Consider the following 22124-nt stretch of genomic DNA (forward strand, 5'->3'; position numbering starts at 1 on the left):
TGTCTCCTTAGCTATTTACTAATGAAAATTTAAAATTTTGTTTATTTTTTAGCTCACTCATTAATTCAAAGTGATATTGTTGAAAAATTTTACTTGCCAGTTTCTTATCAATTTTTCCTCCATGAAATTCTGAAATTTTCCCTACTCGAGAGTCCGGATCAACTCGAATAGCCCTAAACAGCTCATTCGGGAAGTTATCTCGCATATGTTTGTATAATGCGGCACTGTCTCCGAACGGTGCTATCCAATCTATAAACCATCGACGATCGCCGGAAGTCCAATCATCCGCAACTAGCGAGGCAACATCATCAAGGTATTTAATTTCATTTTCCAAATTCAAATTTGCCCAGCTACAAAATGCAATAGGAAAACCGTCACGCTTTAACAAAACATATTGATTACTCTCAATCGCAGGTAGCACATTAATTGCTAACAAAGAAAGCGGCCACTTTCGATGTAAAGGAGAACTTGCCCATAACCATGCCACCTCTCCTAAAACCTCAAATCCATTAATTTTTTTACTCATTCATCCCCCCAGATTTATAACAATATTGCCGTTTGTCTGACTTGATTGTAAATACTTACCGATAAAAATAAAAAAAAGTAAGTTTTTTGATTATTTATATAATTTACCAATTCATTACAAATGAGGTTTACATTATGATTTTATAACAATATCGCTCATTAATCTCGTATTTTGTGAACTGCTTCACGGTATTTTTTATTCAATTACGGTAAATTAGTTCCAATAAGAAAAATGCTTTCGATTATATTCGCGGCATTTTGTTGATTTATGCTCAATATGAGGCTTTGATTATGAAATTTGGAAAACTTTCTTTAGCGGTTTCAACCGCATTACTTGGTGCGGGCTTAATGTTCAGTTCGGCGGCTCAGGCAAAAGGACGTTTAGTGATTTACTGTAGTGCGACCAATGTGATGTGTGAGAATGCGGCAAAAACATTCGAACAAAAATATGATGTGAAAACCTCTTTTATCCGAAACGGTTCCGGCAGTACCTTTGCAAAAATCGAAGCGGAAAAAAATAATCCGCAAGCGGACGTTTGGTACGGCGGTACTTTAGACCCGCAATCGCAAGCGGGTGAATTAGGCTTATTAGAAGCGTATCGTTCGCCGAATATCGATCAAATTATGCCGAAATTCCAAGATCCGGCAAAAGTAAAAGGCAATTTAAGTTCTGCAGTATATATCGGTATTTTAGGCTTTGCGGTAAATACAGAACGTTTGAAAAAATTAGGCATTGAAAAGATTCCGCAATGCTGGAACGATTTAACCGATCCGAAATTAAAAGGTGAAATTCAAATTGCCGACCCGCAAAGTTCAGGTACAGCCTATACCGCTATCGCAACTTTCGCTCAACTTTGGGGCGAAGATAAAGCGTTCGATTACTTCAAACATCTCCATCCGAATATTTCTCAATATACCAAATCAGGTATCACACCGGCACGTAATGCTGCTCGTGGCGAAACAACAGTCGGTATCGGCTTCTTACACGACTATGCATTAGAAAAAGAACAAGGTGCACCACTTGAAATGGTTGTGCCGTGTGAAGGTACTGGTTATGAATTAGGCGGTGTAAGTATCTTAAAAGGTGCGAGAAACTTAGATAACGCTAAATTATTCGTTGATTTCGCGCTTTCTAAAGAAGGTCAGGAAACCGCATGGAAAAAAGGTCAAGCGTTACAAACGCTAACCAATACCACGGCTGAACAATCTCCGCTTGCTTTTGATCTGACTAAACTAAAATTAATTGATTACGATTTTGAAAAATACGGTGCAAGTGACGAACGTAAACGCTTAATAAATAAATGGGTTGATGAAATAAAATTAGCGAAATAATTATTCGCCTTTGATAAGCGGTCGTTTTTCGCAAAAAATTTGCAAAAAATCAGCGAAAACGACCGCTTGCTTTTCAATATTTTTATTAGTTGTTGTGAGGCTATATGGATTCTATTACAAATAAAAGATCGCTGTTTGAATCTAGCCACTTTTGGATTCTGCTCTCACTTATTGCATTTATTGCTCTCCCGTCCAAAGCTCTAGATTACGGCTTATTGGAGAGTACCGCAGATGAATTTCTCGATGCGATGGGTTGGTCTTCCGTCAATCTGACGATACTTTGGTTTTTACCTTTGATCGGTTTTTGGCTACTGCCTTCTTTAAAACTTTCGACCGAAACGCAAGCAAAAGTCGAATTAGGTTTAATTTCTTTCATACTATTATTCGCCTTTATTTCGGCAACGATTTATAAGGTCAGTATGGGCTATTCGGTTATCGTATTAATTGCCACCTTAACCGCACTTGCCACCTTTGCTTTTGCTAAACTCAAAATGATGCAAGGCGATAAATTTATTATTGCCGCATTGCTCAGTATCATCTTGCTGATTTTCTTTTTTATCGTTTATCCGACCGTTGCGATTTTTATTTCGATGTTTTATGACGGAGAAACGTTCGCACCGGAACAAGTGGTCAGAATTTTAGGGCAGGGTTATATTGTTCGAGTAATCAGTAACTCTTTATTCCTTTCCGGCTTTGTCGGCATTGTTTCAACCGTTTTCGGTTTAGCGTTTGCGCTTTATACTACTCGTATCGCTCACCGTACCGCCTTTATCGGGAAAATTTTCTCAATCCTACCGATTGTGACACCGCCGTTTGTGGTGGGTCTTGGCGTAACTTTAATGCTTGGTCGTTCGGGCTACGTGACCGAATTTTTAGATACCTATTTCGGCTTTAAAGATCATAACTGGCTGTATGGTTTTAACGGGATTGCGATTGCTCAGATTCTTGCTTTCGCCCCGATTTCATTTATGATTTTAGACGGTGCGTTAAAATCAATTCACCCTTCGATTGAAGAAGCGTCTTATACGTTACGAGCAAACCGCTATCAAACTTTCTACAACATTATTTTCCCGTTATTACGTCCGGCATTGGCAAATTCATTTTTAATCGTGTTTATCCAATCGCTCGCCGACTTCAGTAACCCATTGGTTTTAGGCGGTAGCTTTGACGTAATCGCTACTCAAATTTATTTCTATATTGCCGGCTCACAATTAGATTATGCTTCGGCAAGTACCTTAGGTTCGATGTTGCTGATTTTCTCATTACTGATCTTTATCGTTCAGTATATGTGGATTGGTAATCGCTCTTATGTGACCGTTTCCGGTAAATCTTATCGTGGCGATGTGCAAGATTTACCAAGCGGTTTGAAATATACCATTATTGTAATGTTGGGCTTCTGGGTCGTCTTTAACTTTGCGTTATACGGCAGCATTTTCTACGGTAGCTTCACGGTAAACTGGGGGGTAGATTACACCCTAACCTTAAATAACTATGCGATGTTATTCGGGCAAGGTTTAAGTGACGGGGCGTGGCCGTCTTTAATCAATACCATGATTTACGCCGGTATTGCCGCACCGCTCACTGCGTTATTCGGTTTATTAATCGCTTATATTGTGGTGCGTAAAGATTTCCAAGGTAAGAAAACTCTTGAGTTCTTAACTATGCTGTGCTTTGCCGTACCGGGTACGGTTGCCGGTGTGTCTTATATTCTCGCCTTTAATGATGCGCCAATGTATATTACCGGCACCGGTATCATCATTATTATTTCAATGGTAATGCGAGATTTACCGATCGGTATGCGTGCGGCAATTGCGGGACTTGGGCAGTTGGATAAATCATTGGATGAAGCCTCATTATCATTAAAAGGCAGTTCGTTAAAAACCATTTGGTTTATCGTCTTCCCATTATTGAAACCGGCATTGTTATCCGCATTAGTGACCAGTTTCGTACGTGCGATGACAACCGTGAGTGCGATTGTGTTCCTTGTGACCGCAGATACTCGTGTTGCAACCGCTTATATTTTAAACCGTGTGGAAGACGGTGAGTACGGGGTGGCTATCGCATACGGTTCAATCTTAATTGTTGTGATGATGGCGATCATTTTATTCTTCGACTGGATTGTCGGGGACACTCGTATCGCAAAATCAAAAGCGAAAAAAGCAGATTAATTCGTCCCGGGCGGTATTGTCGCTCGTGTATAAAAGGCAAAATATTATGAACAACGATTTCTTAGTACTGAAAAATATTACCAAATCTTTCGGTAAAGCAACGGTAATTGATAATTTAGATTTAGTGATTAAACGTGGCACGATGGTCACTTTATTAGGGCCATCCGGCTGCGGTAAAACCACCGTATTACGCTTAGTGGCAGGGCTTGAGAACCCGACAAGCGGTCAAATTTTTATTGATGGCGAAGATGTAACCAAATCTTCGATTCAAAATCGAGATATTTGTATTGTGTTCCAATCTTATGCACTATTCCCGCATATGTCGATTGGCGATAACGTCGGTTATGGTTTACGTATGCAGGGCGTAAGTAACGAAGAGCGTAAACAGCGTGTGAAAGAGGCATTGGAGCTGGTGGATTTAGCCGGTTTTGAAGATCGATTCGTTGATCAAATTTCCGGTGGTCAGCAACAACGTGTTGCATTGGCTCGTGCCTTAGTGCTAAAACCGAAAGTGTTATTATTTGACGAGCCGTTAAGTAACTTGGATGCCAACTTACGCCGTTCGATGCGTGAAAAAATTCGTGAATTGCAACAACGTTTAGGCATTACCTCGCTTTATGTTACGCACGACCAAACCGAAGCGTTTGCGGTTTCGGATGAAGTTATCGTGATGAACAAAGGCAAAATTATGCAAAAAGCACCGGCAAAAGATCTTTATTTACGACCGAATTCTTTATTCCTTGCGAATTTTATGGGCGAATCAACCATTTTTGACGGTAACTTAAATCAAGGTACGGTATCTATCGGCGATTATCGCTTCCCGTTACATAACGCCGCTGATTTTAGTGTTGCGGACGGTGCATGTTTAGTCGGCGTACGTCCGGAAGCAATCCGACTCACCGCCACAGGCGAGACCAGCCAACGTTGCCAAATTAAGAGTGCGGTTTATATGGGTAATCACTGGGAAATCGTAGCGAATTGGAACGGTAAAGACGTATTAATTAATGCGAACCCGGATCAATTTGATCCCGATGCCACAAAAGCATTTATCCACTTTACCGAGCAAGGCATTTTCTTACTGAACAAAGAGTAAGTAACAGGAAAACAAGCGGTCATTTTTGCGAAAATTTTTGCAATGACACCACTTTAAGATATTGTAGGGCGGGAATATCCGCCCTACTCGTTAAGCTTTCAATGCTTGTAGCAATTTCTGATGAATTCCACCAAACGCACCGTTACTCATCACTAAAATATGGTCCGTCGGTTTCGCTTCTTCCACAATCATTTTGACCAATTCATCTAAATCCGCCGACCATTTGGCAGGTTGGGTTAAATTATCGGTAATCACTGAAACCGCCCACGGAATCGTGTCCGGTTGGTAAACGAATACCGCATTCGCATCAACTAAACTCGGTGCAATTTCTTCTTTATGCAAGCCCATTTTCATCGTATTGGAACGGGGTTCAAGCACCGCCAAAATACGTTGTTCTTTGCCGACTTTGCCACGTAAAGCGTTAATTGTTGCGGCAATTGCGGTCGGATGGTGAGCAAAGTCGTCATAGACGGTAATGCCGTTCACTTCGCCTTTTACTTCTAAACGGCGGTTTGCATTAATGAATGAACCGAGCGCATCGCAAGCACCTGCTACCGATACGCCGGCGTGATGTGCCGCGGCAATCGCCATTAGTGCATTATGCATATTATGCGCCCCGATAATATTCCATTTGACTTCGCCGGCTTTTTCACCTTTGTGGAATACTTCAAAATGCGAACAATCGGCAGAAATCGGTTTGGCAAACCATTGTTTATCTTCGCCGATAAATTGCAGCTCGCTGTAACTACCCATTTTTAGCGTATTTTGTACATTCTCATCCGCTGCCGCCGAAAGAATACAACCGCTACTCGGCATGGTACGTACTAAATGATGGAATTGGCGTTGGATTGCTTTTAAGTCGTCAAAAATATCGGCGTGGTCAAACTCAATATTATTGATAATTAACGTTTTCGGCGTGTAATGCACAAATTTAGACCGCTTGTCAAAGAATGCCGAATCATACTCGTCCGCTTCAATTACAAAGAATTTGCTTGAGCCGGCACGCGCCGAAATACCGAAATTACCGGCAACCCCGCCGATTAAGAAACCGGCATCAAGATTATTTTGATCTAAAATCCAAGCCAGCATACCAGTGGTGGTGGTTTTACCGTGCGTACCGGATACGGCTAACACCCAGCGATCTTTTAACAGATGATCATGTAACCATTGCGGACCCGAAGTGTAATTTAGCTGATTATCCAATACATATTCTACGCAAGGATTGCCCCGGCTCATTGCATTCCCAATTACCACTAAATCCGGTGCAGGTTGCAACTGTGCGACATCGTAATTCGGGATAATATCAATACCGTGGCTTTCTAAAAATGTACTCATCGGCGGATAAACGTTAGTGTCCGAACCCGTTACTTTATAGCCGAGTTCTCGAGCAATCATTGCGACACCACCCATAAATGTTCCGCAGATTCCCAAGATATGAATATGTTTTTGTCTCATAAATTCACCTTCATGTAAAAAATATGTGATCAATGTCACAAAATTGTTGTACCTTATTAGAGGTAACATCGGTTTATCTCTATAATATTACTTACTATTCTAGCATAGCCCAAGGAGAAATTATGAAAACACTCGGCGAATTTATTATTGAAAAACAAGCGGAGTACCCGGAAGCGAAAGGCGAATTAAGCGGTATTTTATCGTCTATTCGACTTGCCGCTAAAATTATTCACCGAGAAATTAACCGCGCCGGTTTAAGCCAAGATATTTTAGGCGTAGCCGGTTCGGAGAATATTCAAGGCGAAGCGCAAATGAAATTAGACGTATTCGCTAACGAAACGATGAAAAAGGCGTTACTGGCTCGTGAAGAAGTTGCCGGTTTTGCATCCGAAGAAGACGATAATTTTGTCGCATTTGAAAATGATCGCGCTAAAAACGCTAAATATATTCTGATGACCGATCCGTTGGACGGTTCTTCCAATATTGACGTAAACGTTTCGGTCGGTACGATTTTCTCTATTTATAAACGCGTCTCGCCGATCGGCTCGCCGGTGACGATGGAAGACTTCTTACAAGAAGGACGTAAACAAGTAGCGTCGGGGTATGTGACTTACGGTTCATCAACGATGTTGGTATATACCACCGGTAACGGGGTAAACGGTTTCACTTACGATCCGTCGCTCGGTTTATTTATCCTTTCACATCCGGATATGAAAATGCCGACGGAAGGTAAATACTATTCGATTAATGAAGGACAATATGTGACATTCCCGATGGGCGTGAAAAAATTCATTAAATATTGCCAAGAAAGTGACGAAGCGACTAAACGTCCGTATTCATCACGTTATATCGGTTCGTTAGTATCGGATTTCCACCGCAACCTTTTAAAAGGCGGTATCTATATTTATCCGACTTCAACCGTTTATCCGAAAGGTAAATTACGTTTATTGTATGAAGGTAATCCGATGGCATTCTTAGCCGAACAAGCCGGCGGTATGGCAACAGACGGTTTTAATCCGATTTTGGATATTAAACCGAGCGAACTGCATCAGCGCGTGCCGTTCTTTGTCGGTTCGACCTCAATGGTTAAGCAAGCGGACAAATTTATGCAGGAATGTGCAGAATAATACCGAGATAAAACAAAAAACCGAACGCTTTAAAACGTTCGGTTTTTTTATATTAAGCGGTTAATTTTGCCGCATAGTAGACAAAAAGGTTGGTATTTTGTCGAACTATGCCTCTATTGGACAAAAGGGTTGGTAATGATTATGTTTAGAAATTTTTACCGACTCTTTTTATTTAAAAAGTCCTGTATAAACAATATCTTATGCTTTCTCGTTAATCCGCTATGTGGGCGTAATTTGTCTTTTAATTCTTTAAATAATCCTTCTATTCGATTTGTCGTCTTTTCAATATTTAACTCAGGATACTTTTCATACGTAAAAATATAATCCATATAACGTTTTATACTTGTATAAGCACTTCTCACATTACGATGTTTATAAGGATATTTTCCTTTTTCATTCGGTTTATCTGACCGTTCCTCTAAAAAGGCTTTATGTTTTATTTTCCAGTGATGTATTTTTAAATAAAATTCATTTTTTGAACTGACTTTTAACGTCTTTATTATCGTTTTTAATTCTCTTCCTGCGTGCGATTGATGCTTTTTTCTTAATGCTCTCATCACGATTGCTACTAAATGAAATTGGCACATTTGCGTGCGCGTATTCATTAAATCTTTCAATAAGCCACGCCTGCCATCACAGGTAATTGATTGAATGATATAGCCTTTTTCTCTTAAATGATTGGTGGCTTTCTTGTAATAAATATCTTTTTCCGTTTTCACAATTTGGTGATAAACCACTTTGGTTGAAAGGCTATCAATAAAAACCATCACGCCAAAATCACGATGAAAGAAAGTAGTATCAATAATTAAGTTTAAATATTTATTTTGAGGGGCTTTTAAGAAGGCTTTAGGAGCCTTTTCTAAATATCGTTGAATCGTTCTTACTGAACACTGATATTTATTAGCGAGTTGTTGATATGTTTGTTTTCCAACAGAATAATCCAACCAAATTTGGGTCGAATTTAATTTAGATGTTAAGGTAAATATTTTATTGCAAGCTGAACATTTATAACGTTGAAGCTTATTTTTAAAGCCATACTTTTGTGTTTTGGAAGATTGACAAAAAGGGCAAGTTTTTATTCATATTTCAAAAAGGTAGGTTAAAGCCTTGTACTATAAGGCTTTAACCCACTTTTTACCAACCTTTTGGTCTACTATGCCAATTTTGCCGATTATTTTGTAAAATATGCGGCTAAATCGTCGCTACCGCCGATGTATTTACCGCCGATGAATACTTGCGGAACCGATGTTTTACCGGTAATCGCACGTACGGAAATTGTTGAAGCGTCGCGACCTAATACGATTTCTTCAAAAGTATAACCTTTCTCTTTTAATAACGCTTTGGCTTTCGCGCAGAAAGGACAGCCCGGTTTAGTGATGATTGATACCGATTCTTTCGGCGCCCAACCTTGGACTAAATATTTCATCATGGTATCCGCATCGGATACTTTGAACGGATCGCCCGGTTCTTGCGGCTCGATGAACATTTTTTCAACTACGCCGTTTTTCACGAGCATAGAATAACGCCATGAACGTTTACCGAAACCTAAGTCTTCTTTACCGACCAACATACCCATGCCTTCGGTAAATTCACCGTTACCGTCCGGAATTACCGTAACGTTTTCAGATTCTTGGTCCGCTTTCCATGCGTTCATTACGAATGTATCATTAACAGACATACAGATAATGTCATCGACACCCGCCGCTTTAAATTCGCACGCTAATTCGTTATAACGCGGTAAGTGAGTTGATGAACAAGTCGGGGTAAATGCGCCCGGAAGTGAGAAAACGATAACGGTTTTATTATCGAATAATTCCGCTGTGGTTACATCGACCCAAGCATCGCCTTGACGTGTGTGGAAGGTTACGTTAGGTACTTTTTGACCCGTCATATCTTTTAAAGACATAAAAATTCTCCTATTTTACATAATGTTTTTCAAAAACCGCACGCATTCTACACCTAAATATGCCATAATTCATCCTATTTAATTAATAGGAAAACAGTCATCCTTTGATCTCATGAGGAGTAGTTGTGAATATTAGAGATTTAGAATATTTAATCGCTTTAGCAGACTATAAACATTTCCGCCGAGCGGCGGACGCCTGTAACGTCAGCCAGCCGACACTAAGCGGTCAAATTCGCAAACTAGAGGACGAATTAGGTACGGTATTACTTGAACGTACCAGCCGTAAGGTATTATTTACCCAAGCCGGTTTAACTCTTGTCGAACAAGCGAAAGCCGTCTTACGTGAAGTAAAAGTGCTAAAAGAGATGGCAAGTAACCAAGGGAAAGAAATGTCCGGACCGCTGCATGTCGGCATTATTCCGACCCTTGGTCCGTACCTTTTACCACTTGTATTGCCGGCATTGAAATCGACATTCCCCGAGTTGGAACTCTATATTTATGAGCTGCAAACCACGCAACTGGTTGATCAACTTGAATCCGGACAACTGGATTGCGGAATTTTAGCTTTTGTCAAAGAAAGCGAACCCTTTATCGAAGTGCCTATTTTTAACGAACAAATGCTTTTAGCGGTTTCAGATAAACATGAGTGGTCGCATAAAAGTAAGATGGATATTTCATACTTAAAAGATAAAGAATTACTCTTTTTAGACGACGGGCATTGCCTACGTACGCAAACGCTTGATTATTGCTTATCCGTCGGTGCCAAAGAAAGCACGCACTTTAAAGCGACCAATCTTGAAACGTTACGTAATATGGTGGCGGCGAACGTCGGGATGTCACTTATTCCGGAATTAGCGGCGAAGCCTTGCGAGGGGCTGAATTACCTCACATTTGATGAACCTAAACCTTATCGCACCGTCGGCTTAATTTATCGTCCGGGTTCACCGCTACGTATTCGTTACGAACGTCTTGCAAAAGAAGTTTCCAAGATTATGAAACAAGAGAAAATTCATGAGTAATATCGGTATCCGCGCCCAACAAAAAGAGAAAACGCGTCGTGCATTGGTGGATGCGGCTTTTAACCAATTAAGTGCGGAAAAAAGTTTTTCTAACTTGAGTTTACGCGAAGTGTCCAGAGAAGCCGGTATTGCGCCGACTTCATTCTATCGCTATTTTAAAGATATGGACGAATTAGGATTGGCGATGGTGGACGAATCGGGATTACTCTTACGTCAATTAATGCGCCAAGCGCGCAAGCGTATTGCGACCGGCGGAAGCGTAGTCGCCGTTTCGACCGATACTTTCTTCGAGTTAATTGCCGATCGCCCGAATGTGTTCCGCTTACTGCTACGAGAAAGTTCCGGTACTTCGCAAGCGTTTCGTACCGCGGCATCGCGCGAGATTCAACATTTTATTGCCGAGCTGACCGATTATATTATGGCGAAAGATCCGAACAGCAGCCGTGAAATCGCCTATATCCAAGCCGAAGGCTTAGTGACTATCGTATTTACCGCCGGCTCTTATGCGCTTGATATGAATACGCAAGAGCGAGAAAAATTAAAAAAACGCGTGATTATGCAATTAAGAATGTTAGCCAGAGGAGCGGCTTCTTATACTTATAGCCACGACAAGGAACACCAATAATGCAGAACAAATACGCTATGCTTTCACGTTTCGGTAAAAACATTTTTTTCTACGGATTAATGTTTATCGTGCTAAGTACCGTGATTGATTGGTATCGTAAACCGAGTGCGCCGAACCAATTTGCGCAACAAGTTTTATATGATTTACAGCACCAGCCGAAAATGATCGCCCAACTTAGTCACGACCGACCAATGTTACTGTACTTTTGGGGCAGTTGGTGTACCTATTGCAAATTCACTTCGCCGGCAATTCAACAATTTGCCGATGAGAATGTTCCCGTTTTAAGCGTTGCACTTAAATCCGGTACGCCGCAAGATGTCGTCGATTACCTCAAACAAGAAGATTACCGCTTCCCCGTTATCAATGATCCTGACGGCGTAATCTCCAAAAGCTGGGATATTCAAGCGACTCCGACGGTTCTCATCATTAAAGACGGCGAAATCGTTCAACATACAACAGGGCTTACGAGTTATTGGGGACTTAAAGTCCGCCTTTGGCTCAGTAACTTAACTTAATTCGAGCGGTCTGATTTGTAAATTTTTCTGCAAATCAGACCGCTTTAACATATATAAAGAGTACATTATGATAATTGATCCGAATTACCAACAAGAAAGCGAAAAGTACGAAAATCCCGTACCGAGCAGAGAATTTATTTTACAAACCATTCGAGCATTCGATGCGCCGATGAGTCGTGAAGAATTACTCGAAGCTTTCCATATTTATGATGAAGAACGTATCGAAGGCGTTCGCCGTCGCTTACGAGCGATGGAAAACGACGGGCAATTAATTTTTACCAAAGGTAAACGTTATGCGTTACCGGAAAAAATGGATTTGCTGAAAGGTACGGTTATCGGTCATCGTGACGGCTACGGTTTTCTGCAAGTGGAAGGCGGCGAAAAAAGTGACGATTGGTTTATTCCGAATAGCCAAATGACACGCGTGATGCACGGTGACTTCGTGCTTGCCCAACCGAACGGCACCGATCGCCGAGGTCGCCGTGAAGTACGAATCGTTCGCGTATTGGAAGCACGTAAAAAACAAATTGTCGGTCGTTTCTTCCTTGAAAGCGGTATCGGCTTCGTAGTACCGGACGATAGCCGTATCAGCCAAGATATTTTAATTCCCGACGAACACCGTATGGGTGCAAGAATGGGACAAGTGGTTGTGGTCGAACTGCAAGAACGTAAAGCCGGTTTTACTCGTCCGGTCGGCTTTATTACCGAAATCTTAGGCGATAATCTTGCACCGGGGATGGAAATCGAAATCGCTCTACGTAACCACGACATTCCGCACGTTTGGCCGGAAGGCGTAGAAAAACAAATTCGCCAATTCAGCGAAGAAGTGCCGGAAGAAGCGAAAGCTGGCCGTGTAGATCTGCGTGATTTACCGTTAATAACGATTGACGGGGAAGACGCACGAGATTTTGACGACGCCGTCTTTGCCAGAAAAGAAGGCGACGGTTGGCGTTTATGGGTAGCGATTGCCGATGTGAGTTATTACGTTCGTCCGAAAACCGCACTGGATTTGGAAGCGGCGAATCGCGGCAATTCGGTTTACTTCCCGAATCGAGTGATCCCGATGTTACCGGAAATTCTGTCAAACGGTTTATGTTCATTAAATCCGCAAGTGGACAGATTATGTTTGGTGGCGGAAATGACCGTATCGAAAAAAGGCGAACTGACCGGCTATCAATTCTATCAAGCGGTAATGAACTCGCACGCCCGCTTAACTTATACTAAAGTTTGGAAAATATTAGAAGGTGACGAAGCGTTACGTGAGCGTTATGCAACACTGGTACCGCATTTGGAAACTTTAAATGAGATGTTTAAAGTGTTGCAAAACACTCGTCGTCATCGAGGTGCGATTGAATTTGAAACGATTGAAAACCAATTTATTTTCAATCCGCAAGGCAGAATCGAACGTATCGAGCCGCTAATTCGTAACGATGCGCACAAAATCATCGAAGAATGTATGATTTTAGCGAATATTGCCGCCGCTCGTCTTGTCGAAAAAGCCAATGAACCGGCGTTATTCCGTATTCACGATAAACCGAGCGAAGAAAAGCTCACTAGTTTTAAATCCTTTATCAAAGAATGCGGACTCACTTGGGACGTCGTGCTTGATCCGACACCAAAAGATTATGCCGTATTACTCGAACAACTCGCCGAACGTCCGGATCGCGAATTGATTCAAACTATGTTACTGCGCTCGCTCAAACAAGCTGTCTATTCAGCGGATAACGTCGGACATTTCGGTTTGGCTTTAACCGAATACGCTCACTTTACTTCACCTATTCGCCGTTATCCGGATTTGCTGTTACACCGTGCAATTAAATACTTGATTGAAAAGGGAAAAGGCAATACCAGACATTATACCGATTGTGGCGGTTATCACTATAAATTGGACGATATCGACCAATTCGGCGAGAAATGTTCGGCGGCCGAACGTCGGGCGGACGAAGCGACCCGTGAAGTGGCGGATTGGTTGAAATGCGAATTTATGCAAGATCATCTCGGCGAAGAGTTTGAAGGTGTGATTTCAAGCGTAACCGGTTTCGGTTTATTCGTTAAAATCAACGAGTTATTGATCGACGGCTTGGTGCATATTTCAACATTAGACAATGATTACTATCATTATGATGCGGACAGACAACGTTTAGTCGGCGGCAGCGGTGTGATTTACCGCTTAGGTGATCCGGTTAAAGTGAAAGTAATCAATGTGAATTTAGACGATAAGAAAATTGACTTTGCTTTAATCGATAATCTGCGTAAAGGCATTGCCGTCGGTAAAACCGCCAAACAAAAAGCAAAGAAAAATGCCGGCGATAAACCGATTTTTAAAGAGCCTAAAACAATCAAATCGGCAAAAGGTAAATCTAAAGCTAAGGGAAAAGCGACCAAAACAGCCAAGAAATCGTCCGGTCGCCAACGTAAAAAATAGCGAATAAGCGGTCAAATTTGCAAAACTTCTTACAAATTCTACCGCTTCCCAAATTCTCCGTTTAAACTAATATAGCCTATTCTTTTAGGCTATTTTTATCGGGATTTCATCATATGACTAAATTTAAATTGATTTTATTAACATCAACACTAACGTTTTTATTTGCCTGTACTTCTTCCGTGCCGAAGAAAAAAGCAAGAGCCGATTACTTAAAAGACAATATCAGCCAGGCGGAATTATCTAACGGTACTCACTATAAACGTTATTTCTACACTTGCAGTAACCTTGAAACCGGTGCAAATTCTCATTTATCCACGTATTTTCCGCTTTCAAAAGAAAGTCGTATGAAAGATAACTTCGGTTTCTACTTTCAATTGGACGGCGGCAAAGTCGAACCGTTTGATCACCTTGAAAATAAAACACTTAACGCCCGCGGCACTCGTTTTGAAGTCACTTATAATTCATATTATCCGATTCAAGGAAATTATGTGGATTTAGTCGCTCGCGAACAAGGTTCGACTTATTATAAAAATATCAACGGCATACGTGTTCCATGGTTAGCTTGTCGAGAAAGTTAAAATTACAAAATATGTGCTCAAAGCTATCGTATGTAACTTTTTCATCTATCTTAGACTTTTTAGTGCTTGCCTGAACTTTTCAAAAGGCTTATTATTTTAACTATTCAAATGATAAAGATTCTCATTTGTAAGAAATTGTAAAGACCATTGCTTAACTAGATGAGAATTATTATCATTAACTCACTTCAAAAATAATAGGTAATCACTCCAACTCTTACGCCTCATTCCCCCACAAAATGAGGCGTTTTTTTTCGTCTATTGCCGATTAAACCTTATCAATTCCAATGTATCCCGTTATAATAGAAGTTATTTTCATATTTAAGACAAGATATAAGGAATCATAAATGGCTCAATCTATTGAAACGACATTAGCCGAATTGAAACGCGGTGTTGAAAATATTTATTCTGAAGAAGATTTAATTGAAAAGTTAAAGGAAAATCGTCCGTTACGCATTAAATTAGGCGCAGACCCTACAGCACCCGATATTCATTTAGGTCATACCGTTGTTTTAAATAAGCTCCGCCAATTCCAACAACTTGGTCATGAAGTGATTTTCTTAATCGGCGACTTTACCGGTATGGTCGGTGATCCGTCAGGCAAAAACTCAACTCGCCCGCCGCTCACTCGTGAAGACGTGTTACGCAATGCGGAAACCTATAAACAACAATTATTCAAAATCTTAGACCCGAATAAAACGCGTGTGGTCTTCAACTCCGAATGGTTGGGTAAATTAGGGACGGAAGGTATGATTCGCCTTGCCTCTAATTATACGGTTGCCCGTATGCTTGAGCGTGACGATTTCAAAAAACGTTTTACCAATAATCAATCTATCGCAATCCACGAATTTATTTATCCGTTACTTCAAGGTCATGATTCTGTTGCGTTAGAAGCGGATGTTGAGTTAGGCGGTACAGACCAAACCTTTAACTTATTAGTCGGTCGTGAGTTACAAAAATCAGCAGGTCAAAAACCGCAGGTAGCAATGACATTACCATTACTTGTCGGCTTAGACGGCGAGAAAAAAATGTCGAAATCACTTGGTAACTATATTGGTGTAACCGATGCGCCGAGCGATATGTTCGGTAAAGTGATGTCGATTTCAGACGAGTTAATGTGGGATTGGTACAATCTACTTTCATTCCGTCCGTTAGATGAAATCGCTCAATTGAAAGCGAACGTTGCGGAAGGTAAAAATCCGCGTGATGTGAAGATTCTTTTAGCGAAAGAGTTAATTGCTCGTTTCCACGATCAAGCGGCGGCGGATTCGGCGGAACAAGAGTTTATCAACCGTTTCCAAAAAGGCGCAATCCCGGATGAAATGCCGGAATTTACGTTTGAAGGCGAAATCGGTTTAGCGACTTTATTAAAAGAAGCCGGTTTAGTCGCATCAACTTCCGAGGCGATTCGTTCCGCACAACAAGGCGGGGTAAAAATCGACGGCGAAAAAATAGAAGACGTTCGTCAAAATGCACAACAGGGTACGTTCGTTTACCAAGTCGGTAAACGTAAATTTGCCCGTGTAACGGTTAAATAAGTCTTAGATATAAACGAAAAGGAAGCTTAGGCTTCCTTTTTTATGCTTTGGACAAGCGGTTAAATTTGTTAATTTTTTTGCAAATTCGACCGCTTGTCATAGAAATAAAAATGCCCAAGTTTAACTCGCTTGGGCATTTTTATTTCTCTATTCTAGTCGTCTAAGAAACTACGTAAAGTTTCCGAACGGCTTGGGTGACGAAGTTTGCGTAACGCTTTCGCTTCAATCTGACGAATACGTTCACGCGTTACGTCAAACTGTTTACCGACTTCCTCAAGCGTGTGGTCTGTGTTCATATCAATACCGAAACGCATACGCAATACTTTCGCCTCACGCAGCGTTAAGCCTTCCAACACTTCATTCGTTGCTAAACGTAAACTTTCCGCAGTTGCCGAATCTAACGGTAATTCAAGGCTTTCGTCTTGAATGAAATCACCTAAATGCGAATCGTCGTCATCGCCAATCGGCGTTTCCATTGAAATCGGCTCTTTGGCAATCTTCAACACTTTACGAATCTTATCTTCCGGCATTCCCATACGTTCCGCTAACTCTTCCGGCGTCGCTTCACGTCCCATTTCTTGTAAACATTGACGAGAAATACGGTTCAGTTTATTGATGGTTTCGATCATATGTACCGGAATACGGATGGTACGTGCTTGGTCGGCGATTGAACGGGTAATCGCCTGACGAATCCACCAAGTCGCATAAGTAGAGAACTTATAACCGCGACGATATTCGAATTTATCGACCGCTTTCATCAAACCGATGTTACCTTCCTGAATTAAATCTAGGAATTGCAAACCGCGGTTGGTATATTTTTTCGCAATTGAGATTACTAAACGTAAGTTCGCTTCCACCATCTCTTTTTTCGCACGGCGAGCTTTTAATTCACCGTTTGCGATACGCCCGCCGATTTCACGAATTTGTGCGATAGTCAGACCGGTCGTTTGCTCCATACGTTGTAAATTATCGATATTTACGCGAATTTGGTCGATATAGTTCGCCAATTTAGGCGCGGCGCCTTTTTTCGCATTAATTGCTTTTTCAATCCATTCTTCCGACGTTTCATTACCTTGGAACAATTTTAAGAAGTCAGCCTTTTTCATTTGTGCATATTCAACCGCATAACGTTGAATTTGGCGCTCTTCCGAACGTACTTGTTTCATCATTTTTTGCATCGATTCGACAAGTAAATCAAATTGTTTCGGTACTAAACGGAACTCACGGAAAATATCCGAAAGTGCTTGGATCTGCTCTCTTGATTTTTTATGGCTACGACCGTGTTTTTGAATCGCTTGTAAGGCTTTTTCGTGTTGCTCGCGTAACGCATAGAATTTTTCGCGAGCAAGTTCAGGATCGATTGAATTGTCATCACCGGTATCCGCATTGCCGTCGCTTTCTTCCTCTTCGCTCTCGTCATCTACATCCGCAACATCTTCCGCTTCTTCTTCGTCATCAAGATCTACGTCCAAATCTTCCAACGCTTCGTCCGCTTGGATATTCGGATCAACGAAAGCGGTAACAAGATCCGATAAACGCATCGTACCTTCTTCAACTTGCGCATAGAAACCGATTAATTCGGTTAAGGCTTCCGGATATTCTGCAACCGCACATTGCACTTCATTGATACCTTCTTCAATACGTTTCGCAATATCAATTTCGCCTTCACGGGTAAGCAATTCCACCGTACCCATTTCACGCATATACATACGTACCGGATCGGTTGTTCTACCTAATTCAGATTCTACCGTCGAAAGCACTTTAGTCGCTTCTTCCACGACATCTTCATCAGCGATATTTTCCGCGAGCATTAACTCGTCGGTATCCGGGGCGGTTTCTAAAACTTTAATCCCCATATCGTTGATCATTTGAATAATATCTTCGATCTGCTCCGCATCAACCAACTCTTCCGGTAAGTGGTCGTGCACTTCCGAAATGGTTAAATAACCTTGTTCACGCCCTTGGGCAATCAGAAGTTCTAATTGAGATTGCTGTTCTAATTGTTGTTCCATAATTGTATCCGTTTTGTGTGCGCGCAAAAATAGTATTGGATTATACCATTAATTAAAATTTTCTTGATAGTTTTGCAAAAAATTTCTCAAAAATGACCGCTTAATCATTGTACAATCAACATGACCAACTCTTGCTTTTCTTCCGCGCTTAGTCCTAGGCTGCGATCTTTGGCAATTAATACTTCGATTCGCTTTTCCACCAATTTCGCATAAAGAAAATCAAGCGTTTCAATAAAAGTCGTTTCGATGTTTTCCGATGTGACCAAATGTTCCCAATCGGCTAACAGTTCAAGAGTGCGGTAATTCGGTTTATCTCGCCAATGTTCGAGTAATGCGCCCATTGAGACACCGACTTTTTGCCGGCAAACCTCAACCAGCTCAAGTAATAATTCAAAGCCCGGTTCTTCCAGCGTTTTAAGCGCGGAAATATCCGGCACGAATTTAACCAATTCGGGGTTTTGCAATAATAAGGCGATTAATAAACGCATCGGCGTTCGCTTAATTTGCGGCGTTCGCACCGCCTTTTTTTGTACGGCTTGCGAACGACTCGGCAACATTGCTTCCAATTGCGCCGGATCTAAAATACCGAGCTTTTGTCCGAGAATATTGCGTAAATAAACTCGCAGCATTTCACCCGGAATACGATTAATCAACGGTATTGCTAATGCCGCCAGTTTCGATTTACCTTCTTTGCTTGAAAGATCAACCTGTGCAATAAGCGAATCGAATAGAAAATCACTGAGTGACATCGCATTTTGCAAGTAGGCTTCAAAGCCTTGCTTGCCCTGTGCGCGTACAAAACTGTCCGGATCTTCGCCGTCCGGCAAGAAAATAAATTTCAGTTGTCGTCCGTCATGCAAATACGGTAATGCGTTCTCAAACGCCCGCCATGCCGCCTCTCGCCCCGCTCTATCGCCGTCATAGCAACAAATCACTTGTTCGGTGACACGGAACATCTGCTGGATTTGCTCGCCGGTAGTTGCCGTACCGAGTGACGCCACCACGTTATCCACCCCGAATTGCGCCAGTGCGACCACATCCATATACCCTTCGACCACAACGAGTGAGGTAGGATTTTCATTCTGTTGTAACGCTTGAAATAAACCATACAGTTCATTACCTTTATGATAAGTCGCTGATTCCGGTGAATTCAGATATTTAGGTCGTTCATCCCCCATGACTCGCCCACCAAAGGCAATTACCCGCCCGCGTTTATCACGAATCGGAAACATTACTCTATTGCGAAATTTATCGTAAATTCGACCGCTATCATTTTGCGTAATCATACCCGTATCGAACAATTTCTGTACTTCATCACGATTCGTGCCGAATTTACGTAGCACGGAATCCATCGAATTATATGCAAAACCAATTTCAAAACGTGCAATGATTTCCGGTGACAGCCCACGGCTTTGTAAATAGCTTTGACTCGGAATATCTTGAGTTAAATTTTGTTGATAAAACCGACTAATCGCTTCTAACAGCTCATATAAATTACGCTTAGTTTTGTAGCTCGCCTGAGGCTTACCGTCACGAGCCATCACATTCTCACGCGGTACTTCCAAACCTTGCATCGCGGCAAGTTCTTCAATCGCCTCGGGAAATTCCAGTTTATCGTAATCCATCAAGAAGCTAATCGCATTACCGTGCGCACCGCAACCAAAGCAGTGATAAAACTGTTTAGATTGACTGACGGTAAACGAAGGACTTTTTTCGTGATGAAACGGACAACAGGCTTGATAATCTCGTCCTGCTTTTTTGAGTTTGACTCGACTATTGATGAGTTCAACAATGTCGGTACGAGCAACAAGATCATCAATAAACGAACGAGGAATTGTGCCTTTCATTGATTCTCCTTGTCATAGCGGCAAGCGGTTAGATTTACGCTAAATTTTGCAAAATTTATTGAAATTTGACCGCTTATTTACTAATAGGTTACATAGGGGTTCACTAGAAACACTAAAACCGTGATTCCAAAAGGTTTCACGGTTTTAGTTAATTTAAGCCTAAATAGCAAGACTGCTAATTAGTATAAACGAGTGTTACGTGCATTTTCACGAGCATTACGTTTAGCGTGACGTTTAGCTAAAGATGCTTTTTCACGTTTACGAATTGTAGTTGGTTTTTCATAGAATTCACGAGCGCGAACTTCTGCTAATAAACCTGCTTTTTCGCAAGAGCGTTTGAAACGACGTAATGCAACGTCAAATGATTCATTTTCACGAACTTTAATTACTGGCATATGCCATCACCTCAGGAAATATATGTTTAAATAAAGTCGCACACAATTTTGGCGACATAGAACTAAAAAAGGTAGTACATTTTACCCCAGCCGGCTTATAAAGTAAAGGGCAAATTGCATAGTAAGTTACTCTAGCCCTATAGGATTAATAAGCTCCTTCTCGGCTCCTTAATACATTGATAGTTTTAAATAAAATAGCAATATCGTTCCAAAGAGACCAGTTTTTTACATACCAAGCATCGAAATATACTCGAGTCTTATAATCAACATTATTTCTTCCACTAACCTGCCAAAGCCCCGTCATTCCTGGTTTTGCCATTAAATAATAATCAACATCTTCCTGATAATATTCCAATTCATCGGAAATAATTGGACGAGGACCAACAAGACTCATTTGTCCAGCTAATACGTTAAAAAGCTGAGGAAGCTCATCCAAACTTGTACGACGTAACCACTTACCAATAGAGGTAATTCGAGGATCATTTCTCAGCTTAAAATCCTTTTCCCATTCTACTTTTGCTATCGGATCACTTTCTAAAAGCTTTTCTAATACTTCATCAGCATTAACCACCATTGAACGAAATTTTAAACAGTTAAACTTTTTACCATTTTGTCCAATCCGAGGGTGTCCATAAATTGCATACCCTCCATCTTTTCTAACTAACCAATATATTAAGATTAATAATGGTAATAATAAAATTATCAATAATAATGAACCTAAAATATCCATTATTCTCTTTAATATACGAGATGATCTTTTCGCTAAGTTATTATTTACCCGTAATAAAATCATTTCATAACTAAATAGAAAAGACATATCCGTACTATATAGTGGTAAGCCTCTTAATGTAGGAATAACGGATATTGAACGATAATAATTTTTTGAAAAGAATCTCAACCATTTATCTCTTTCTTCTATCTCATCTTCTTCTAAAGCAATAATAAATTGATCAGATTTATTTGTAACTAATTGCCAGATACCTTTCCGCTCTTCATTTATTATAGGGATACTCAATTCCTTTAATTTTTCTGAAGGATTTAATGCAATAAAATATTTTACTTTTAACCCTAAATAAGACTCACTAGTTAAGGCTTTATAGGCATCAATCGCATTATTCCCTCCACCAATAATAACTGTATTCTTAATATATAGTCCCGTATCAATTAAGATTTTTTTAGTTAAAATACGAACAATAGGAACAAAGAAGAATGTAACACCCCAAGTTAAACCCCATAAATAGCGAGAAAAATAAAGCTTTGAAAAGGCTATAGTAGCTAGCTCAATAATAGCAAGAATAATAAGTGTTCTGATCACTTCTTTTAGTTCAAACCAAAAGGGTTTACGATAAGTATAGTGGCGAAGCCTAATCCAAAACCATATAACACCTATAAAACCTAACGATAAGTGGATAATCATTCTTTCTCTAACTTGATCAAGTGGGAGATAAGCATCAAACCTCTCAATTGAATAATTTAATAATACTAAAGATAGAATAAATGATAGAGAAAAACTAATAAAATCACTTATAGCTAACGTATATTTAGATAATATCTGCCTTTTCATGAT

At 40.7% G+C, this 22124-nt stretch carries 18 protein-coding genes; 10 read left to right on the plus strand and 8 right to left on the minus strand.

Features of this window, described 5'->3' with window-relative positions:
* Positions 1 to 7: 7 nt before the first annotated feature.
* The gene (apxIC, locus tag DRF63_RS07660; protein ID WP_009875272.1) at positions 8 to 526 is read right to left on the minus strand and encodes an RTX toxin-activating lysine-acyltransferase ApxIC; all 519 of its coding nucleotides are present in this window, start codon (positions 524 to 526) and stop codon (positions 8 to 10) included.
* A gap of 290 nt (positions 527 to 816) precedes the next feature.
* On the opposite strand from apxIC, the gene DRF63_RS07665 reads away from it, so the two are divergent.
* The 3 genes from DRF63_RS07665 (at position 817) to fbpC (ending at position 5118) form a co-directional block, all read left to right on the plus strand.
* Entirely contained in the window at positions 817 to 1857 is a 1041-nt protein-coding gene (locus tag DRF63_RS07665; protein ID WP_005598587.1) for an ABC transporter substrate-binding protein, read from the plus strand.
* A gap of 104 nt (positions 1858 to 1961) precedes the next feature.
* On the plus strand, positions 1962 to 4025 hold the full coding sequence (locus DRF63_RS07670; protein WP_009875275.1) for an ABC transporter permease: 2064 nt from the start codon (positions 1962 to 1964) through the stop codon (positions 4023 to 4025).
* Between the two features lie 46 nt (positions 4026 to 4071).
* Positions 4072 to 5118 (plus strand): ferric ABC transporter ATP-binding protein, encoded by a 1047-nt coding sequence (gene fbpC / locus DRF63_RS07675; RefSeq protein ID WP_005598589.1) that lies wholly within the window; start codon positions 4072 to 4074, stop codon positions 5116 to 5118.
* Between the two features lie 90 nt (positions 5119 to 5208).
* Here fbpC and mpl read toward each other — a convergent pair whose 3' ends face one another.
* A complete protein-coding gene (gene mpl / locus DRF63_RS07680) occupies positions 5209 to 6573 on the minus strand; it encodes a UDP-N-acetylmuramate:L-alanyl-gamma-D-glutamyl-meso-diaminopimelate ligase (RefSeq protein ID WP_005620477.1) in 1365 nt (454 codons plus the stop codon).
* A 122-nt stretch (positions 6574 to 6695) separates the two neighbouring features.
* On the opposite strand from mpl, the gene fbp reads away from it, so the two are divergent.
* Complete coding sequence (gene fbp, locus DRF63_RS07685; protein ID WP_005598591.1) at positions 6696 to 7700, plus strand: class 1 fructose-bisphosphatase; 1005 nt, start codon at positions 6696 to 6698, stop codon at positions 7698 to 7700.
* 155 nt (positions 7701 to 7855) lie between these two features.
* Here the strand turns inward: fbp and DRF63_RS07690 are convergent, their stop codons facing one another.
* Both DRF63_RS07690 and DRF63_RS07695 read right to left on the minus strand, forming a co-directional pair.
* Positions 7856 to 8779 (minus strand): IS256 family transposase, variant Zn-binding type, encoded by a 924-nt coding sequence (locus DRF63_RS07690; RefSeq protein WP_420313771.1) that lies wholly within the window; start codon positions 8777 to 8779, stop codon positions 7856 to 7858.
* 92 nt (positions 8780 to 8871) lie between these two features.
* Positions 8872 to 9606, minus strand: a complete 735-nt coding sequence (locus tag DRF63_RS07695; protein WP_005598717.1) for a glutathione peroxidase — start codon at positions 9604 to 9606, stop codon at positions 8872 to 8874.
* A 125-nt stretch (positions 9607 to 9731) separates the two neighbouring features.
* On the opposite strand from DRF63_RS07695, the gene oxyR reads away from it, so the two are divergent.
* The 6 genes from oxyR (at position 9732) to tyrS (ending at position 16303) form a co-directional block, all read left to right on the plus strand.
* On the plus strand, positions 9732 to 10625 hold the full coding sequence (oxyR, locus tag DRF63_RS07700) for a DNA-binding transcriptional regulator OxyR (RefSeq protein ID WP_005598715.1): 894 nt from the start codon (positions 9732 to 9734) through the stop codon (positions 10623 to 10625).
* Complete coding sequence (fabR, locus tag DRF63_RS07705; protein WP_112871322.1) at positions 10618 to 11250, plus strand: HTH-type transcriptional repressor FabR; 633 nt, start codon at positions 10618 to 10620, stop codon at positions 11248 to 11250. The genes oxyR and fabR overlap by 8 nt, the downstream gene beginning before the upstream one ends.
* Entirely contained in the window at positions 11250 to 11765 is a 516-nt protein-coding gene (locus DRF63_RS07710; protein WP_005618991.1) for a protein disulfide oxidoreductase, read from the plus strand. The genes fabR and DRF63_RS07710 overlap by 1 nt, the downstream gene beginning before the upstream one ends.
* A 67-nt stretch (positions 11766 to 11832) precedes the next feature.
* Positions 11833 to 14190 carry a ribonuclease R gene (gene rnr / locus DRF63_RS07715; protein ID WP_005598710.1) on the plus strand — a complete coding sequence of 786 codons (2358 nt, stop codon included), beginning with the start codon at positions 11833 to 11835 and terminating at the stop codon, positions 14188 to 14190.
* 113 nt (positions 14191 to 14303) lie between these two features.
* Positions 14304 to 14768, plus strand: coding sequence for a hypothetical protein (locus DRF63_RS07720; RefSeq protein WP_005598709.1), 465 nt, complete (start codon positions 14304 to 14306; stop codon positions 14766 to 14768).
* A 344-nt stretch (positions 14769 to 15112) separates the two neighbouring features.
* Entirely contained in the window at positions 15113 to 16303 is a 1191-nt protein-coding gene (gene tyrS, locus DRF63_RS07725; RefSeq protein WP_005598708.1) for a tyrosine--tRNA ligase, read from the plus strand.
* Between the two features lie 152 nt (positions 16304 to 16455).
* On the opposite strand, the gene rpoD is transcribed toward tyrS, so the two are convergent.
* From rpoD to wbaP, 4 genes are all read right to left on the minus strand, one after another.
* Positions 16456 to 18318, minus strand: coding sequence for an RNA polymerase sigma factor RpoD (rpoD, locus tag DRF63_RS07730; RefSeq protein ID WP_258167533.1), 1863 nt, complete (start codon positions 18316 to 18318; stop codon positions 16456 to 16458).
* 101 nt (positions 18319 to 18419) lie between these two features.
* The gene (dnaG, locus tag DRF63_RS07735; protein WP_005598705.1) at positions 18420 to 20162 is read right to left on the minus strand and encodes a DNA primase; all 1743 of its coding nucleotides are present in this window, start codon (positions 20160 to 20162) and stop codon (positions 18420 to 18422) included.
* A gap of 179 nt (positions 20163 to 20341) precedes the next feature.
* Positions 20342 to 20557, minus strand: coding sequence for a 30S ribosomal protein S21 (rpsU, locus tag DRF63_RS07740; protein WP_005598703.1), 216 nt, complete (start codon positions 20555 to 20557; stop codon positions 20342 to 20344).
* A 145-nt stretch (positions 20558 to 20702) separates the two neighbouring features.
* Positions 20703 to 22121, minus strand: a complete 1419-nt coding sequence (gene wbaP, locus DRF63_RS07745) for an undecaprenyl-phosphate galactose phosphotransferase WbaP (protein WP_005598702.1) — start codon at positions 22119 to 22121, stop codon at positions 20703 to 20705.
* Between the last annotated feature and the right edge of the window lie 3 nt (positions 22122 to 22124).

It is taken from the genome of Actinobacillus pleuropneumoniae, from assembly GCF_003290385.1.
Classification (GTDB): domain Bacteria; phylum Pseudomonadota; class Gammaproteobacteria; order Enterobacterales; family Pasteurellaceae; genus Actinobacillus; species Actinobacillus lignieresii.

Coding starts and splice junctions, on each gene's coding strand:
- apxIC (WP_009875272.1), bottom strand. CDS start 526: ATGAGTAAAAAAATTAATGGATTTGAGGTTTTAGGAGAGGTGGCATGG.
- DRF63_RS07665 (WP_005598587.1), top strand. CDS start 817: ATGAAATTTGGAAAACTTTCTTTAGCGGTTTCAACCGCATTACTTGGT.
- DRF63_RS07670 (WP_009875275.1), top strand. CDS start 1,962: ATGGATTCTATTACAAATAAAAGATCGCTGTTTGAATCTAGCCACTTT.
- fbpC (WP_005598589.1), top strand. CDS start 4,072: ATGAACAACGATTTCTTAGTACTGAAAAATATTACCAAATCTTTCGGT.
- mpl (WP_005620477.1), bottom strand. CDS start 6,573: ATGAGACAAAAACATATTCATATCTTGGGAATCTGCGGAACATTTATG.
- fbp (WP_005598591.1), top strand. CDS start 6,696: ATGAAAACACTCGGCGAATTTATTATTGAAAAACAAGCGGAGTACCCG.
- DRF63_RS07695 (WP_005598717.1), bottom strand. CDS start 9,606: ATGTCTTTAAAAGATATGACGGGTCAAAAAGTACCTAACGTAACCTTC.
- fabR (WP_112871322.1), top strand. CDS start 10,618: ATGAGTAATATCGGTATCCGCGCCCAACAAAAAGAGAAAACGCGTCGT.
- DRF63_RS07710 (WP_005618991.1), top strand. CDS start 11,250: ATGCAGAACAAATACGCTATGCTTTCACGTTTCGGTAAAAACATTTTT.
- rnr (WP_005598710.1), top strand. CDS start 11,833: ATGATAATTGATCCGAATTACCAACAAGAAAGCGAAAAGTACGAAAAT.
- DRF63_RS07720 (WP_005598709.1), top strand. CDS start 14,304: ATGACTAAATTTAAATTGATTTTATTAACATCAACACTAACGTTTTTA.
- tyrS (WP_005598708.1), top strand. CDS start 15,113: ATGGCTCAATCTATTGAAACGACATTAGCCGAATTGAAACGCGGTGTT.
- dnaG (WP_005598705.1), bottom strand. CDS start 20,162: ATGAAAGGCACAATTCCTCGTTCGTTTATTGATGATCTTGTTGCTCGT.
- rpsU (WP_005598703.1), bottom strand. CDS start 20,557: ATGCCAGTAATTAAAGTTCGTGAAAATGAATCATTTGACGTTGCATTA.
- wbaP (WP_005598702.1), bottom strand. CDS start 22,121: ATGAAAAGGCAGATATTATCTAAATATACGTTAGCTATAAGTGATTTT.